Here is a 14,133-nt window from a genome sequence, read left to right as displayed (position 1 = left end):
CCTTCTGCGTGTCTCTTACGCGGCGAAGTTCTTCGCCACAAAGTCCCAGTTAACCAGCGCCCAGAAGTGCTCCAGGTAGTTCGGGCGCGCGTTACGGTAATCAATGTAATAAGCGTGCTCCCAAACGTCTACGGTCATCAGCGGCTTAGCGCTGGTGGTCAGCGGGGTGCCCGCGTTAGACGTAGAAACGATAGCCAGTTTGCCATCAGCCTCTTCGACCAGCCACGTCCAGCCAGAGCCGAAGTTCTTGATCGCGGCATCGGTGAACTTCGCTTTGAAATCCGCGAAGCTGCCAAATGCGGCGTTGATGGCGGCAGCCAGTTCACCGGCAGGCTCACCACCGGCATTCGGTGCCAGGCAGTGCCAGTAGAAGGTGTGGTTCCACACCTGAGCGGCGTTGTTAAATACGCCTCCTTCTGAGCTGCGGACGATCTCTTCCAGCGTTTTGCCTTCGAAATCGGTGCCCTTGATCAGGTTGTTCAGGTTGGTGACGTACGTCTGGTGATGCTTGCCGTAATGATATTCCAGGGTTTCCGCAGAAATGTGCGGTGCCAGGGCGTCTTTTGCATACGGTAGTGCAGGTAATTCGAACGACATTGCTTCTCTCCTTATTGTATTTTGCGTTGTCAATAACCACACAGACAACAGGGACAGGATAGCAAATTGAAAGGGTATGCAAAAGAGGAACTTACCCTGCCACGGGCGTGGCAGGGCAGGGATTAGCGAATGGTTTTCGGCGTCATCACGCGACGCGCGCCGACGTAGTGACGTACCCAGTAGTCTTCACTGAGAGAGGTGATCTGAATATCCTGGCCGCTACGCGGTGACTGGATGAATTTTCCGTTGCCGACATAAACGCCAACATGGTCAGCCGTGCCGCGGCCCTGAGTGCGGAAGAACACCAGATCGCCGTTTTCCAGCTCTCCACGGTCAACCGGGGAAGCATCGCGCAGGTGGTACATCTCATTGGCGGTGCGAGGAATGCGGAACTTGACCAGATCTTTATAGGCGTAATAGACGAGGCCGCTGCAGTCAAAACCGGTACGTGGCGAACTGCCACCCCAGTGATAAGGTTTTCCAATCTGCCCCATCAGCTTGTTCATCGCGGTTTTCTGCGCTTTCTGTACGCGCACTTTATGCACTTCCGCTATTTTCGTGACCTTTGTGCATTTCGCCTTGTGGCCTTTACGCGTGATGCATTTTTCAGTAACGAGGTTAGCGGCGGTTTGCGAAGCTTTGCTTTTGGCGGTGTGGGCAGTGCGGGAAGATTTTGTTTTCGTCTTGCTGGAAGCGGTCTGTTTAGCTGTTTTTTTCTTGTCGTTCTTAGCGGTGTTTTTTTTCTTACGTTCTGTGGTTTTCACCAGATGGTTTTTTTGTACGGCAGAATGCCGCGCCTGCTGAGAGGCGTTTGCCACTGGCGTGAAAATGAGTGATGTAAACAGTAAAGCACAGAGCGTGATCGAGATTTTATTTATCCGCGCCACTGGGCAGTCCCCTGATAAATGCAGGTCATCAATAATACCCGCGTGTGATTTACAAAGCCCGTCGATTCTAATCCATAAAAACCCAGAAAGTTAATAGCATTTTTCAATCTACAATCGTGTTTCGTTAGCAAGTGCAAAAAAATTCATCGTTCTGTCGCACATTTGTCCACTCCCTAAGCAAAACCCTGGCTGCTGCAGGGTTAAACACCATTTGCAATGCAACTTTTCGTGACTCGGGGTAGAATGTATAAACGTGACAAAAATGTTATTTTCCGATGCCAGTCTGAACCGCTACAATGTCAGACGAATGCCGTAACAGAAGTTAAAGGAAGCAAGACATGAGCACCACTATTGAAAAAATCCAGCGCCAGATCGCTGAAAACCCGATTCTGCTGTATATGAAAGGTTCTCCGAAGCTGCCAAGCTGCGGCTTCTCCGCGCAAGCGGTTCAGGCGCTGTCCGCCTGTGGTGAGCGTTTTGCTTACGTTGATATCCTGCAGAACCCGGACATCCGCGCTGAGCTGCCTAAGTACGCGAACTGGCCGACTTTCCCACAGCTGTGGGTAGACGGTGAACTGGTTGGCGGTTGCGATATCCTGATTGAAATGTATCAGCGCGGCGAACTGCAGCAGCTGATCAAAGAGACGGCGGCTAAGTACAAAACTGAAGAGCCGGACGCAGAGTAATTTTCTGCTGAAATAAAAAAGCGACCTTAAGAGGTCGCTTTTTTTTATTCTTCGCTGTCGCCCATCGGCAGCGGCCAGCCGCCCAGTCGCTTCCAGCGGTTGACGATCTCACAGAACAGTTCTGCTGTGCGCTCCGTGTCATACAGAGCGGAGTGGGCCTGCGTGCCGTCAAACTCAATCCCAGCCGTAATACAGGCTTTTGATAACACCGTCTGTCCCAGCGCCAGGCCGCTCAGTGCGGCGGTGTCGAAGGTTACAAAAGGATGGAAGGGGTTTCGCTTGAGCGACGCGCGCTCCGCGGCGGCCATGGTAAAGCTGTGATCGAAGGTGGCGTTGTGGGCCACCATGATGGCGCGGCTGCAGTTGCTCTCTTTCATACCTTTACGCACCATTTTAAAAATGGCGTGTAGCGCATCATATTCACTGACCGCACCGCGCAGCGGGTTGTGCGGGTCGATACCGTTAAACGCCAGTGCTTCCGGCTGTAAGTTTGCCCCTTCGAAAGGTTCAACGTGGAAATGTAGCGTGGTGTCCGGTGTAAGCCAGCCCTGTTCATCCATCTTCAGCGTGATGGCGGCAATTTCGAGCAGCGCATCGGTTTTAGCGTTAAATCCGGCTGTTTCTACATCAATGACAACGGGATAAAAACCACGAAAACGGTCGCACAGACCGCTAAATTGAGCGTTATCGGACATCAGGGTCTCTTACATGGGGAAAAAAGCAGAGCGCATTATGGCAAATTTTGGCGGGTGATGCAGTAAAACTACGGGCGCACGTTGCGCCCTGAAAGATCAGTTGCCCAGACCGCGACCGGCGTCTTTGGCTTCAATCAGCTCGATTTTATAACCGTCCGGATCTTCCACGAACGCAATCACGGTGGTGCCACCTTTTACCGGGCCTGCTTCGCGCGTGACGTTACCGCCGTTGCTGCGAATGCGTTCACACGCTTCAGCCGCGTTGTCCACTTCCAGCGCGATATGGCCGTATGCCGTGCCCAGCTCGTAGCTGTCTACGCCCCAGTTGTAGGTCAGTTCGATAACCGCCTCATCCGTTTCCGGGCCGTAGCCCACGAATGCCAGCGAGTATTTGTATTCCGGGTTTTCGCTGGTGCGCAGCAGTTTCATACCCAGTACGTTAGTGTAGAAATCAATCGAACGTTGCAGATCGCCAACGCGCAGCATGGTGTGAAGTAGGCGCATAATTTCCTCATTAACCTGTGGAACAGACTGTTTTTTTTGAACAGAAACGATGTTTTAGTATAGCGGCGAAGTATCGCCGCTATCAATGAACAATGGCGAGATTACAGAGAAGGGTAGTCGGTGTAACCTTCCGCTCCGCCGCCGTAGAAGCTTTCCGGACGCTGCGGGTTCAGTGCTGCTTTTTGCTGCAGACGGGCAACCAGATCCGGGTTGGCAATGTAGTCGCGGCCAAACGCGACGGCATCAATCAGCCCTTTATTGATCAGATCTTCGGCTTTCTCAGGGGTATAGGCCCCCGCACCGATGATCACGCCGTGGAAGCGTTCGCGCACTTTCTGACGGAAAGCTTCAGTGTAAGGCTTACCGCCGGCCCAGTCCGGCTCGGACATGTGCAGATACGCAATACCGCGTTTCGCCAGCTCTTCAATCAGATAGAGCGCGTCGGCTTCTTCATTCGGGCCATTGTCAACGTTCTGGAAAGAACCGATTGGGGATACTCGGATGCCGATACGGTCCGGGCTCCACTCCTGGCAAACGGCGTCAACCACTTCCAGCACCAGGCGGGCACGGTTTTCGACGCTGCCGCCGTACTGGTCGGTGCGGTGGTTAGAGGACGGTGACAGGAACTGGTGCAGCAGATAGCCATGCGCGGAGTGCAGCTCAATCAGGTCAAAGCCGGCTTCGCGCGCGTTGGCCACGGCCTGGCGGAAGTCGTTAACGATGCCCGGGATTTCTTCCAGCTCAAGGGCGCGTGGCATAGAGGTATCCACGCGGATCGCATTACCATTTTCATCACGCAGGGAAGTGCGGGTATTGGCGCTCAGGGCCGAAGCGGAGACTGGAGCCTGTCCGCCGGGTTGAATGCTGCTGTGAGAGATACGACCGGTATGCCACAGCTGCACCGCAATGCGACCCTCTTCAGCGTGAACGCCCGCGGTGATTTTCTGCCATGCGGCAATCTGTTCCGGGCTGTGAAGACCCGGTGCACCCGCGTAGCCCTTAGCCTGAGCAGAAATCTGCGTGGCTTCGGTGATGATCAGGCCAGAGCTGGCGCGCTGACGGTAGTATTCACCCATCAGTGGGGTTGGGATGTCGCCCGGCTCAATGCTGCGCAGACGGGTAAGCGGAGCCATGAACACGCGGTTTGGCGCCGTGACGGCACCCACTTTCAAGGGGGTAAAGAGTTTTTCAGCTGACATAAAGACTCCTGAGTAGACCAGTCGACTAGTAATGAGTTAAAAAAAACGCCAGCTACACGCCAGGCGCAGTAATGCTGTTTTTCACATGTGCCAGCGCGCTTTCCAGCGGCACGGCACTGCGCGAAATTTTTGCCTGCAGGTTAGCACCTAACCAGAGCGCATATAACACCTGCGCCTGGGTTAACGGCTCGCCGGAAAAGGCCAGCGTTTTTTCATTGCGGCCTTTCTCCAGCGCCTGCGCCAGCAGGGCGATAACGCCGCTGGCACCTTTATCCATCGCCGTGCGCATATCTTCAGAAAGATCGCACACTTCGGCAGACAGTTTGACCGTCAGGCATCCGCTGATAATGCCCTGCTGACAGAACTGGTTCAGCGTTTCCTGATAGTAGTTCAGAACACGATCGCGATAGTTACCTTCACCCGAGGCGAAGTGGGTCGCCAGACGCTGGTGGTAGCCAGCATAATGACGCTCCAGCATCGCCACGCCAAAAGCCTCCTTGGACCGGAAGTAGTGATAAAACGACCCCTTCGGTACTTCGGCGGTTTTTAACAGTTCGCTCAACCCCATACCGGTAAACCCGCGATGCATGCAAAGCCGCTCGCCGGTAGCCAGTAAATGTTCGCGGGTATCATGTTCAGTATTTCTGCTCATGGCCGCACTCTAATAGACCGTTCGGTCTAATGCAAGCGAGTTTACTGGCGACATGCGCTCAGAATATCCAGCTGCTGCTGGTAAACCTTTGATTTAACGTCCATCATGCCCAGTACGGTCGAGAATAAATTGTCCTGGGAAACCGCATTTTTTGCAGCGTGGTCACGTAAGCACTGTTCGTTGATGCCAAAGTTTTTCGCATAGTCCGGGGATAGCCAGAACATAAACGGAATGTGCGTTTGCTGCTCCGGTGCCAGCATGTATGGCGTACCGTGCAGATAGATACCGCTTTCACCCAGTGATTCCCCATGATCCGAGAGGTAAATCAGGGCGGTGTTCATGCTCGCCTGGCGCGCTTTAAGCGTATCGATGGTTTTACTGACCATGCTGTCGGTATACAGGATGGTGTTGTCATAGGTGTTAATCAGCGCCTGATGATCGCAATCCTGAATTTCGTTGGTATCGCAGGTTGGGGTGAACTTGCGGAAATTATCCGGGTAACGGCGATAGTATGCCGGGCCGTGGCTCCCCATCAGGTGGATAACCAGTACCGTGTCCTGCTTCAGGCCATCCAGCACGTTGTCCAGTCGGTAGAAATTGACATCGTCGATACAGGATTTGTCTTTGCAGAACTGGTCCAGCTTCCACTGCGTCATATCGGTATGGGGTATGCGCTCGCAGGCACCTTTACAGCCGCCGTCGTTGTCGCGCCACAGCAGGTTGACGCCCGCGTGGTTGAGCACGTCGAGCAGTCCTTCCTGATGGTGAGCCAGGTCGGCATCGTATTTGCTGCGCGTCATGCCGGAGAACATGCAGGGGACGGAAACGGCGGTTTCGGTCCCGCACGAGGAGGCCTGAGGGAAGTTAATCACATCCTGCTTTTTCAGCTCAGGGTTGGTTTCACGCCCGTAACCGTTCAGGGAGTAGTTCGCCGCGCGAGACGCTTCGCCGACGACAAGCACCAGAACGGTTTTCTTTTGCTGACCGGAAATTAATGGCCCTTTATGGGCATCTTCGCCAATCCGCACCAGCGTTTGATCGCCTGCAAACCAGCGCATTTTGCTGTACTTCACCACGGCGCTGACATAGTTCGCCGGGGTCACCATCTTGACGATGCTTTTGTTATTGCGAAACAGCGACGCGTAATCTTTATAAAACAGCGCCGCAATCAGGATAATCACCAGCAGGGCACCAAGCATCGCGGCAACGCGCGTCAGCAGGGCATACCACCATTTTCCCGTGCGGATGCGGGTCAACGCCAGCACCACCGAGGGAACGAGGCCGGCAAGGGCAATCCACAGAATCATCTGCGGAGTAACCAGGGCGGTCGCTTCCTGTGAGTTAGTTTCGAACACGTTCACAATCATGTTCTGATCGATCACCGCGCCGTAGGTGTACATAAAATAGGTCGCCGCGGCGCAACCGATGGTTAAGGCAATCAGCAGCGGCTTGCGGATGTATGGGATGTTGAGCAGGCTAAAGACAATCACCCAGCCGCAGAAGAGCACCAGCGGTACGGACGCGGCAAAGAGAATGTCGTGCAGATGTACAGGGGCGATAATGGCCCAGCTGCGCTGAATAAACAGCCCATTAATCAACGTAAAAAAGAGTGCACAGCCCAGAGTAAATTTAATGTCGTTACATTGTAACTTTTTGATAAACCACATCGAACGGGAAACCTGTCATGGTATTGATGGGGCGAGTATAGAGAGGGAAGATTAGTGAAACCTTAATGCCACAAATCTGTGGTAAAGCCCTTGCACGTGGCGCGTTTAACGTCTTCACTGTAGGTGAGAGTGGTTATCTGGAGGTGAGTGTGGCAGAGCAGCTGGAGTTTTTCCCCATCCAGAGCCCGTGCCGGGGTATTTGTCAGGTTGATGAACGCGGATATTGCCGCGGGTGCATGCGTACCCGTGATGAACGTTTTAACTGGCAAAACTTTAGCGACACGCAAAAACAAGAGGTGCTTCGCCTTTGCCGGCAGCGACTTCTGCGCAAAATACGCGCAAACAAAGCCGGTGAGACCGAAGAACCGCAGCAGCCTTCACTTTTTTAACACGGTAATTGCGTATACTCATGACATTACGTCCTTGAGGAAAATGTTATGGTTCAGCGAATTACCCTTGCCCCCCAGGGGCCAGAATTCTCCCGTTTTGTGATGGGCTACTGGCGCCTGATGGACTGGAATATGTCTCCCCTCCAGCTGGCGAGCTTTATTGAAGAGCACATCGATTTAGGCGTCACCACCGTCGATCATGCGGATATTTACGGTGGCTACCTGTGTGAAGCCGCCTTCGGCGAGGCCCTCAAGCTGGTTCCGGCACTCCGCGACCGCATGGAGATCGTCACGAAGTGCGGGATTGCCACCACGGCTAAACCTGAACATGCCCTCGGCCATTACATCACCGACAGCGCGCATATCATCAAGAGCGCTGAGCAGTCGCTGGTCAATCTGGCGACCGATCGTATCGACCTGCTGTTAATTCACCGCCCGGACCCGCTTATGGATGCCGATGAGGTGGCGGAAGCCTTCCTGAATCTGCATCAGAGTGGAAAAGTGCGTCACTTCGGCGTGTCAAACTTTACCCCGGCGCAGTTTGCACTGCTTCAGTCACGTCTGCCGTTTACCCTGGCCACGAACCAGGTTGAGATCTCCCCGGTACACCAGCCGCTGCTGCTGGATGGTACGCTCGATCAGCTGCAGCAGTTGCGCATTCGCCCGATGGCCTGGTCGTGTCTGGGGGGCGGGCGCCTGTTCAATGATGATGAATTCCAGCCGCTGCGCAACGAGCTTGAAACTATCGCCCGCGAACTGAACGCAGAGAGCATCGAACAGGTAGTTTACGCGTGGATCCTGCGTCTGCCGTCAAAACCGCTGCCCATTATCGGTTCCGGAAAAATTGAACGCGTGCGTTCTGCGCTGGCCGCAGAAGAGCTGCAGATGACCCGTCAGCAGTGGTTCCGCATCCGCAAGGCCGCGCTGGGTTACGACGTGCCATAAACCGCCAGACGGTGGCTTTCCGGTGAAATCTTTGCCCCTGGTATACACTTAAGGGGCAAAAAATAACCAGCGGAGGTCATATGAAGCGTTTTGCTCTGGCACTGGTCACGCTGGTTGTTTGCGCAGGGGCGCAGGCAGCCAGCGACGAAGTGGAAATGAATCTCGTCACCTCTCAGGGCGTGGGCCAGTCCATCGGAACGGTGAAGATCACTGAAACCGATAAAGGACTGGAGTTCGCCCCCAACCTCAAAGCACTCCCGCCCGGCGAACATGGTTTCCACGTTCATGCCAAAGGCAGCTGTCAGCCCGCATTAAAAGAGGGCAAACCGTCTGCGGCGGAAGCGGCAGGAGGTCACCTTGATCCACAGCACTCCGGCAAGCATGAGGGCCCGGAGGGGCTGGGGCATCTTGGCGATTTGCCCGTGCTGGTGGTCAATAACGACGGTAAAGCCACAGAGCCCGTTGTTGCGCCGCGTCTGAAAAAGCTCGATGAGGTAAAAGGTAAAGCACTGATGGTCCACGTCGGCGGCGACAATATGTCCGATCAGCCTAAGCCGCTTGGCGGCGGCGGGGCACGTTATGCCTGCGGCGTGATCTGATCCCCAATCGTTCCGGGTGGCGGCGCCTGTTCCAGCTGCGACAGCGAGCAGTGCAGGCGCCAGATTATCGACGCCAAATCGCGGGCTGCGGGCAGATGATGCCGTGCCAGGGTATCGCAGATCCGCTGCAGTTCATTCAGCGTGGTTTCCAGCGGTCGCTGCTGGACGCCACGTTCGCTCATTACATCGCGCAGCAGGGAGATACACACATCACGAACCTGCGACAGCGGATCGGAACGCGTTTCCCACGCGCGAAGCTGCCAGACCACGTGCGAACAGTTCAACAGCACGACCCCCCAGCGCAACAGCCAGCGCCGTGAAAGCGCGTCCTGGCTGTTATTCAGCTGGCTGACGTGGTGATAAACCAGCGATTCATATTCGCTTTCACGCAGATGCGGTTTACGGCTGAGCTGGTCGACAAATCCCCGCCGTAACTCCCGGATATGCCTGCGGCTCTTGCGCGCATCGGAGCCGGGACGCAGCACCGCGAAAGCGAGCCACGCCAGCCCTACGCCCAGGATCTTTGCCAGGTTGTCATTGAGAAAATCGGCGTAATCGTAAACCGGCGGATTCGTCACGGAGATAAACGAGCCCATAAAGACAATCAGCTGTCCCCAGAGGCCCGCCAGTTTAGGCATTTGCAGCTTCAGAAGCTGCATAGTGGTTAACAGGGGGAACAGGAACAGCAGGAACTGCCACAGATCGCTTATCTGCACCATCAGGCCAAATTTCACCACGAAGCTGAACAGTGACAGCAGCACCAGCGTGCGCAGCAGGAGCGTCAGGGAGTTGAACGGCGAGGCCGCGACGGAGTAAAGCACGCAGCTGATGGCGGCGAGCGTCAGGGCAGCCGTACCGGATTCCCACTGTGTGGTGATGCTCCACGCACCCACCAGCATCAGCGCGCAGAAGGTGCGAAATCCGCTCCACAGCGCTTCCAGGTAGTCGGTATGCCGTGCAAGCGCCGGGCTGCCGGGGACGTTAAATTCTGTCACAGGGGTAGCATTCTCGACCGCATTAATCCAGCGACTGCTGCGCAGGTACAGCCGGCAAAAGTAGTTCAGACGCTGCCAGAAGGCGCGATGGCGGTAGTCGTACTCATCAACCGGGGCGAGCGGGGCGATAATCCGCGCGACCGTGTAGATGTCTGCATTCGGGCGAGCAAGCGCCGCGAGCAGCGTTTCAATTACGGCCCGGGTGTTTTCAGGGGGCGCAGGCCAGTTGAGCAGCATCCGGCGCAGGCTGGAGATTGCGCTGGTCATGCGCAGCTGCTGGTGCAGTAAATAATTAAGCAGGGTGTTCTGACGGCGAAAGCGGTAGTGGCTCCAGAAAGCCTGAATACGCAACAGATTCATCGTCAGGATCTGCCCGATAACCTTTTCATGCGCGAGGCGAATGTCATCGCTGGTATCGGGTTGCCACAGCAGGCTCGCATGCTCCAGCAATCGGGCATGCATCGTTTTCAGCGCGGTGATGAGCGCAGTGCCGTCGGAGGTGCTGGGCAGGATCATCATCATGAAGCCGCCGCTGAGGATCCCGACAATGACTTCACAGACGCGCGCCTGAGCGATATCCCACAGCTCGGTGGTGTCGAGCACGTTAACCACCGGAAAGGCAATAATGGCGGCGGTATACCCTGCCAGCTGAAAAGCGTAGGCGACGTTATTGGTAAAATGGGCGCAGGCCCAGGTACAGCATCCCAGCCACGCCGCCATGCTCAGCAGGAATAGCCACGGGTCGTTCAGCGTATGGCCGGCGATAATCAACGCCGCGGTGGCGCCCAGCAGGCTGCCTGCTATACGGCCAAGGCTTTTACTGATCACGCCGCCGACCGTGGGAAAACTCACTACCGCCGCAGACGTCATCGCCCAGTAGGGCTCATCCAGGTTCAGATAATAGGCGACGGTCAGCGCAAGGCACATGGCAACGCCATTTCGCAGCGCGTAGCGCCACTGGGGGCGCGTCGCTTTCATCCACGGCGTATTTTGCCAGGAGAAAACCGGCAGCTTCACTCGCCGGTTCCGATGGAGACGGTGCAGGTGGTGCCGGAAACCAGAGTGATGTCCTGCGGTAAACGGTCAAACTCCACGCGAACCGGAACGCGCTGGGCCAGGCGCACCCAGGGGACGTTCGGCTTAATGTCCGGCACCAGCCCTGAATCCGTTTCAACGCTTTGGTCGTAAATGGCCCGACCAATGCTGGAAACGTGACCCTGTAACTTCTGCGGGCCGCTGTAAAGCGTTATCGTGGCAGGTGACCCCGCGCGGATATGACGAAGCTTGGTCTCTTCAAAATAGCCCACGACGTAGAAGGAGTGGCTGTCGACGAGGGCAAACACGGGTTGTCCTGTGGTGGCATAGTTCCCGACGCGAGCGGAAAGGTTGGTCACCCAGCCATCAACCGGTGCGGTGATGACGGTTTGCGTCAGCTCCCACTGGGCCTGTTTTAGCGTGGCTTCGGCGACGTTGACGCTCGCCTGCATAGCCTTCACGTTGATATTCGCGGTGTCTAAATCTTCCGCTGAAATGTAATTTTGCGATAAATGCCGGCGGCGGTTGGCCTCGTTGTTGGCTTTCGCTAAGTCAGACTGGGCTTTCGCCAGCTGCGCCTGCGCATTCAGAATGGCGATATGGTATGGGGTATCGTCGATCCGGAATAAAACCTCACCCTTTTTAACGTACTGGTTATCCTTAACGAGCAGCGTCGTGATACTTCCCGACACCTGGGGGGTGATGCTGACCTGTTCAGCGCGAATTTTGCCGTCGCGTGTCCAGGGCGACTGCATATAGAAATTCCACATCCACCAGCCCGCAACCAGCGCGAGGGCAAGGACAAACAGGGTGGAAAAGTACTTCAGCGTTTTAAGGGGCATAGTCACCACACCATCAAGACAGCAAGGCCCACACATACGGAGAGGGCGAACAGGGAAAGATCCATCAACATGGGATGCCAGATTTCGCCGGAGTACATCCAGTCGCGAAGCAGACGATGTGCGATGAGCCAGAGAATAAAGCCCACCAGAACGGCTTTAAACAGGGGAGGAAAGTAGACTGACGCACCGAAGATCAGGTCCTGAAGGGGTAAACCCTCTGAGCGATGAAAAAACGTCACGGGCAGAAATCCTTTGCAGTGAACAGAATGCCGCGTTGGCTTGTCTTAGTAGAGTGAAGCATCACAATTCAGTGTAAGTCATACTTTTAAGTTCGATGAATGCAGTATTGCATTTGTTTTGGCAATACAAATGCTGCACACTATTCTAAAATCAGTATAATAACTTAGCAAGCTAATTATAAGGAGATGAAATTGGAATCGCCATTAGGTTCTGATCTGGCAAGGTTGGTACGCGTCTGGCGTGCTCTGATTGACCATCGCCTGAAACCTCTGGAATTAACACAGACGCATTGGGTCACGCTGCACAACATTCACCAGCTGCCGCCCGATCAGTCGCAAATTCAGCTGGCAAAAGCGATAGGGATTGAGCAACCGTCGCTGGTGCGCACGCTTGACCAGCTGGAAGAGAAGGGGTTGATCTCCCGGCAAACCTGCGCCAGCGATCGTCGCGCGAAGCGGATTAAGCTTACCGAGAAAGCGGCCCCTATCATCACTGAAATGGAAGCCGTGATTACCAAAACGCGCGGTGAAATCCTGTCAGGCGTTTCACCGGCGGAGCTGGAAATGCTCATCAGCCTCATTGGACGCCTTGAGCAAAACATCCATGAGCTGCAGTCGCGCGACTGACGAACAACAAGGCCTTGCAGCAGCAAGGCCTTTTTTTTACTTAAAGACGACCACACGATTACGACCTGTCTCTTTCGCTTCATACATCGCTTTGTCGGCATTCTCCACGCACGTTTCGGCGGTTATCGCCGATGACGTTGCCGTAAATACCCCCATGCTGATGGTGATCGGCTCCGGTAACTGACCCCCGCTGCTGGTGCTATCAAAGCTGCTCAGATTTAACCGTATGCGTTCCGCCACCAGGAATGCCGCCTCTGGTGAGGTGTTAGCCAGCATCAGAACAAACTCTTCCCCCCCTATGCGCGCTGCGATGTCCTGCGGGCGCACGGAATCCATCAGCAGGTTGGCGACAAACTGCAGGACCTTGTCACCCTGAAGATGCCCGTAGGTGTCATTGATACGCTTGAAGCGATCGAGATCGCTGACGATGACGGAGACAGGGCGGTTGGCTTTGGCGATATCCAGCGCCTGGTTTAACGATTCATAAAAATAGCTGCGGTTATAAAGGCGCGTGAGCGGGTCGCGAATCGAGTTCTGATAGGACTGTTGATATTTTACGTGCGAGTCGCGATACAGCCTGAAGACATCGTAAAGCAGAACAAAAATAATCAGCAGCGTGGCGACCGTTTCAAATAACCGGGCGCGATACCAGGATATATCTTCGGCATGGCCACCCGCTAACAGCATGGATAGCGTGACGATATAGCAGACGCAGAGGAAATTACCGCCCACCCAGAATAAATTGCGCACGCGCGTAACAAACATCAGCGTTGCTAATGTCACCACCCACAGGACAATTAATGAAATATTAATGAACTGGCTCCAGAGAACCATAAAGTGACGGGTTTCATTATCAACCAGGTCAATAGATAACAATGGTGAATGGCTGGAATAGAGCCATGCCAACACCACTGCGCAGGCGGTAAAGAGAAACGCGCCGCCCACTATTGAGATATGCGCCAGCCGGGAAACGGGATAATCGCGCGTGGTATAGAGTATTGCCGCAATCAGTATCAGCACCGCCATTAAGAGGTGGCGGAACATATAGTAAATCATCGCATCGTTGTAGTTCACGACGTTGAATTGATAGAGGTCAAGCCAGGCAGGGAAGCTTGAAAGCGTTCCAACCATCAGCAATGCCGAACCGGCAAAGGCGAAAGCGATCGCAATCAGATACAAGCGTCTTCTGTCACACCAGTATTTCATCGCCATAAAACAGGCAATAAACAGGTGGAACACCAGCAAGAAAATGGTGAGCGTCGGGAATAAAAGCGGTGAAAAGGACGGAACCCATTCAACGAGTTTTAAAAATAGAGTTTGTAATATCCCGATGACAATAATGCAACCTAAACAGAACGAGACATAACGACTCTTTAAAGAACGACTTTTCGCAAGCATAAAGTTTTAACAAAGTTATAATGAAAGAAGAGAGGTAATTGCGAAGAGTCTAATCAATTAGCGGAATAAATACTTTGCGCGGAAACAATATACGCAGTGATTAATAATAGATGTGATGAATGTATTTTGTAAGTATATTTGTGAGAGTGATATATATTGTAAATGGATGTGGTCGAA

The 14,133-nt window shown here is 54.3% G+C and carries 16 protein-coding genes; 5 read left to right on the top strand and 11 right to left on the bottom strand.

Annotated elements, in window-relative coordinates:
- Positions 1-15: 15 nt before the first annotated feature.
- Both sodB and M2433_RS04350 read right to left on the bottom strand, forming a co-directional pair.
- A complete protein-coding gene (sodB, locus tag M2433_RS04355) occupies positions 16-597 on the bottom strand; it encodes a superoxide dismutase [Fe] (RefSeq protein WP_429053020.1) in 582 nt (193 codons plus the stop codon).
- Between the two features lie 122 nt (positions 598-719).
- Entirely contained in the window at positions 720-1,484 is a 765-nt protein-coding gene (locus M2433_RS04350) for a C40 family peptidase (RefSeq protein WP_429053019.1), read from the bottom strand.
- 338 nt (positions 1,485-1,822) lie between these two features.
- Between M2433_RS04350 and grxD the strand changes: the two genes are divergently transcribed.
- Complete coding sequence (gene grxD, locus M2433_RS04345) at positions 1,823-2,170, top strand: monothiol glutaredoxin 4 (RefSeq protein WP_003832760.1); 348 nt, start codon at positions 1,823-1,825, stop codon at positions 2,168-2,170.
- A gap of 44 nt (positions 2,171-2,214) precedes the next feature.
- Here the strand turns inward: grxD and rnt are convergent, their stop codons facing one another.
- The 5 genes from rnt to eptA form a co-directional block, all read right to left on the bottom strand.
- Entirely contained in the window at positions 2,215-2,865 is a 651-nt protein-coding gene (rnt, locus tag M2433_RS04340; protein WP_025758334.1) for a ribonuclease T, read from the bottom strand.
- Positions 2,866-2,961: 96 nt separating this feature from the next.
- Entirely contained in the window at positions 2,962-3,369 is a 408-nt protein-coding gene (gene gloA / locus M2433_RS04335) for a lactoylglutathione lyase (protein ID WP_013096923.1), read from the bottom strand.
- A gap of 101 nt (positions 3,370-3,470) precedes the next feature.
- Positions 3,471-4,568 carry an alkene reductase gene (locus tag M2433_RS04330; protein ID WP_429053018.1) on the bottom strand — a complete coding sequence of 366 codons (1,098 nt, stop codon included), beginning with the start codon at positions 4,566-4,568 and terminating at the stop codon, positions 3,471-3,473.
- 52 nt (positions 4,569-4,620) lie between these two features.
- Complete coding sequence (locus tag M2433_RS04325; RefSeq protein ID WP_047348797.1) at positions 4,621-5,220, bottom strand: TetR/AcrR family transcriptional regulator; 600 nt, start codon at positions 5,218-5,220, stop codon at positions 4,621-4,623.
- 41 nt (positions 5,221-5,261) lie between these two features.
- Entirely contained in the window at positions 5,262-6,887 is a 1,626-nt protein-coding gene (gene eptA / locus M2433_RS04320; RefSeq protein ID WP_429053016.1) for a phosphoethanolamine transferase EptA, read from the bottom strand.
- 149 nt (positions 6,888-7,036) lie between these two features.
- Here eptA and M2433_RS04315 point away from each other — a divergent pair, with 149 nt between their 5' ends.
- The 3 genes from M2433_RS04315 (at position 7,037) to sodC (ending at position 8,820) form a co-directional block, all read left to right on the top strand.
- Positions 7,037-7,276, top strand: a complete 240-nt coding sequence (locus M2433_RS04315; RefSeq protein WP_008500587.1) for a DUF1289 domain-containing protein — start codon at positions 7,037-7,039, stop codon at positions 7,274-7,276.
- Between the two features lie 48 nt (positions 7,277-7,324).
- Positions 7,325-8,221 (top strand): aldo/keto reductase, encoded by an 897-nt coding sequence (locus M2433_RS04310; RefSeq protein ID WP_059312579.1) that lies wholly within the window; start codon positions 7,325-7,327, stop codon positions 8,219-8,221.
- Positions 8,222-8,301: 80 nt separating this feature from the next.
- Entirely contained in the window at positions 8,302-8,820 is a 519-nt protein-coding gene (sodC, locus tag M2433_RS04305; RefSeq protein WP_429053015.1) for a superoxide dismutase [Cu-Zn] SodC, read from the top strand.
- Here the strand turns inward: sodC and M2433_RS04300 are convergent.
- Genes M2433_RS04300 through M2433_RS04290 form a run of 3 tightly spaced genes read right to left on the bottom strand, consistent with a single transcriptional unit; the run spans position 8,799 to position 11,931 of the window.
- A complete protein-coding gene (locus tag M2433_RS04300) occupies positions 8,799-10,832 on the bottom strand; it encodes an FUSC family protein (RefSeq protein WP_429053013.1) in 2,034 nt (677 codons plus the stop codon). The two genes, sodC and M2433_RS04300, sit on opposite strands and share 22 nt — an antisense overlap.
- Positions 10,829-11,692: an efflux RND transporter periplasmic adaptor subunit gene (locus M2433_RS04295; RefSeq protein ID WP_429053012.1), complete on the bottom strand. Its 864-nt coding sequence runs from the start codon at positions 11,690-11,692 to the stop codon at positions 10,829-10,831. The genes M2433_RS04300 and M2433_RS04295 overlap by 4 nt, the downstream gene beginning before the upstream one ends.
- Before the next feature lie 2 nt (positions 11,693-11,694).
- Positions 11,695-11,931, bottom strand: coding sequence for a DUF1656 domain-containing protein (locus tag M2433_RS04290; RefSeq protein ID WP_429053011.1), 237 nt, complete (start codon positions 11,929-11,931; stop codon positions 11,695-11,697).
- Between the two features lie 186 nt (positions 11,932-12,117).
- Between M2433_RS04290 and slyA the strand changes: the two genes are divergently transcribed.
- A complete protein-coding gene (slyA, locus tag M2433_RS04285) occupies positions 12,118-12,558 on the top strand; it encodes a transcriptional regulator SlyA (protein WP_024909359.1) in 441 nt (146 codons plus the stop codon).
- A 36-nt stretch (positions 12,559-12,594) separates the two neighbouring features.
- On the opposite strand, the gene M2433_RS04280 is transcribed toward slyA, so the two are convergent.
- The gene (locus M2433_RS04280) at positions 12,595-13,956 is read right to left on the bottom strand and encodes an MASE4 domain-containing protein (RefSeq protein ID WP_429053010.1); all 1,362 of its coding nucleotides are present in this window, start codon (positions 13,954-13,956) and stop codon (positions 12,595-12,597) included.
- Positions 13,957-14,133: the final 177 nt, after the last annotated feature.

The sequence above is a fragment of the Enterobacter sp. AC1 genome (assembly GCF_050434705.1).
GTDB classification, from domain to species: Bacteria; Pseudomonadota; Gammaproteobacteria; order Enterobacterales; family Enterobacteriaceae; genus Enterobacter; species Enterobacter cloacae_L.
Note: the sequence above shows the minus strand (reverse complement) of the source record. Positions and strands in the feature narration are given on the sequence as shown.

Coding starts and splice junctions, on each gene's coding strand:
- M2433_RS04295 (WP_429053012.1), bottom strand. CDS start 11,692: ATGCCCCTTAAAACGCTGAAGTACTTTTCCACCCTGTTTGTCCTTGCC.
- rnt (WP_025758334.1), bottom strand. CDS start 2,865: ATGTCCGATAACGCTCAATTTAGCGGTCTGTGCGACCGTTTTCGTGGT.
- eptA (WP_429053016.1), bottom strand. CDS start 6,887: ATGTGGTTTATCAAAAAGTTACAATGTAACGACATTAAATTTACTCTG.
- M2433_RS04325 (WP_047348797.1), bottom strand. CDS start 5,220: ATGAGCAGAAATACTGAACATGATACCCGCGAACATTTACTGGCTACC.
- gloA (WP_013096923.1), bottom strand. CDS start 3,369: ATGCGCCTACTTCACACCATGCTGCGCGTTGGCGATCTGCAACGTTCG.
- sodC (WP_429053015.1), top strand. CDS start 8,302: ATGAAGCGTTTTGCTCTGGCACTGGTCACGCTGGTTGTTTGCGCAGGG.
- M2433_RS04280 (WP_429053010.1), bottom strand. CDS start 13,956: ATGCTTGCGAAAAGTCGTTCTTTAAAGAGTCGTTATGTCTCGTTCTGT.
- slyA (WP_024909359.1), top strand. CDS start 12,118: ATGAAATTGGAATCGCCATTAGGTTCTGATCTGGCAAGGTTGGTACGC.
- grxD (WP_003832760.1), top strand. CDS start 1,823: ATGAGCACCACTATTGAAAAAATCCAGCGCCAGATCGCTGAAAACCCG.
- sodB (WP_429053020.1), bottom strand. CDS start 597: ATGTCGTTCGAATTACCTGCACTACCGTATGCAAAAGACGCCCTGGCA.
- M2433_RS04310 (WP_059312579.1), top strand. CDS start 7,325: ATGGTTCAGCGAATTACCCTTGCCCCCCAGGGGCCAGAATTCTCCCGT.
- M2433_RS04330 (WP_429053018.1), bottom strand. CDS start 4,568: ATGTCAGCTGAAAAACTCTTTACCCCCTTGAAAGTGGGTGCCGTCACG.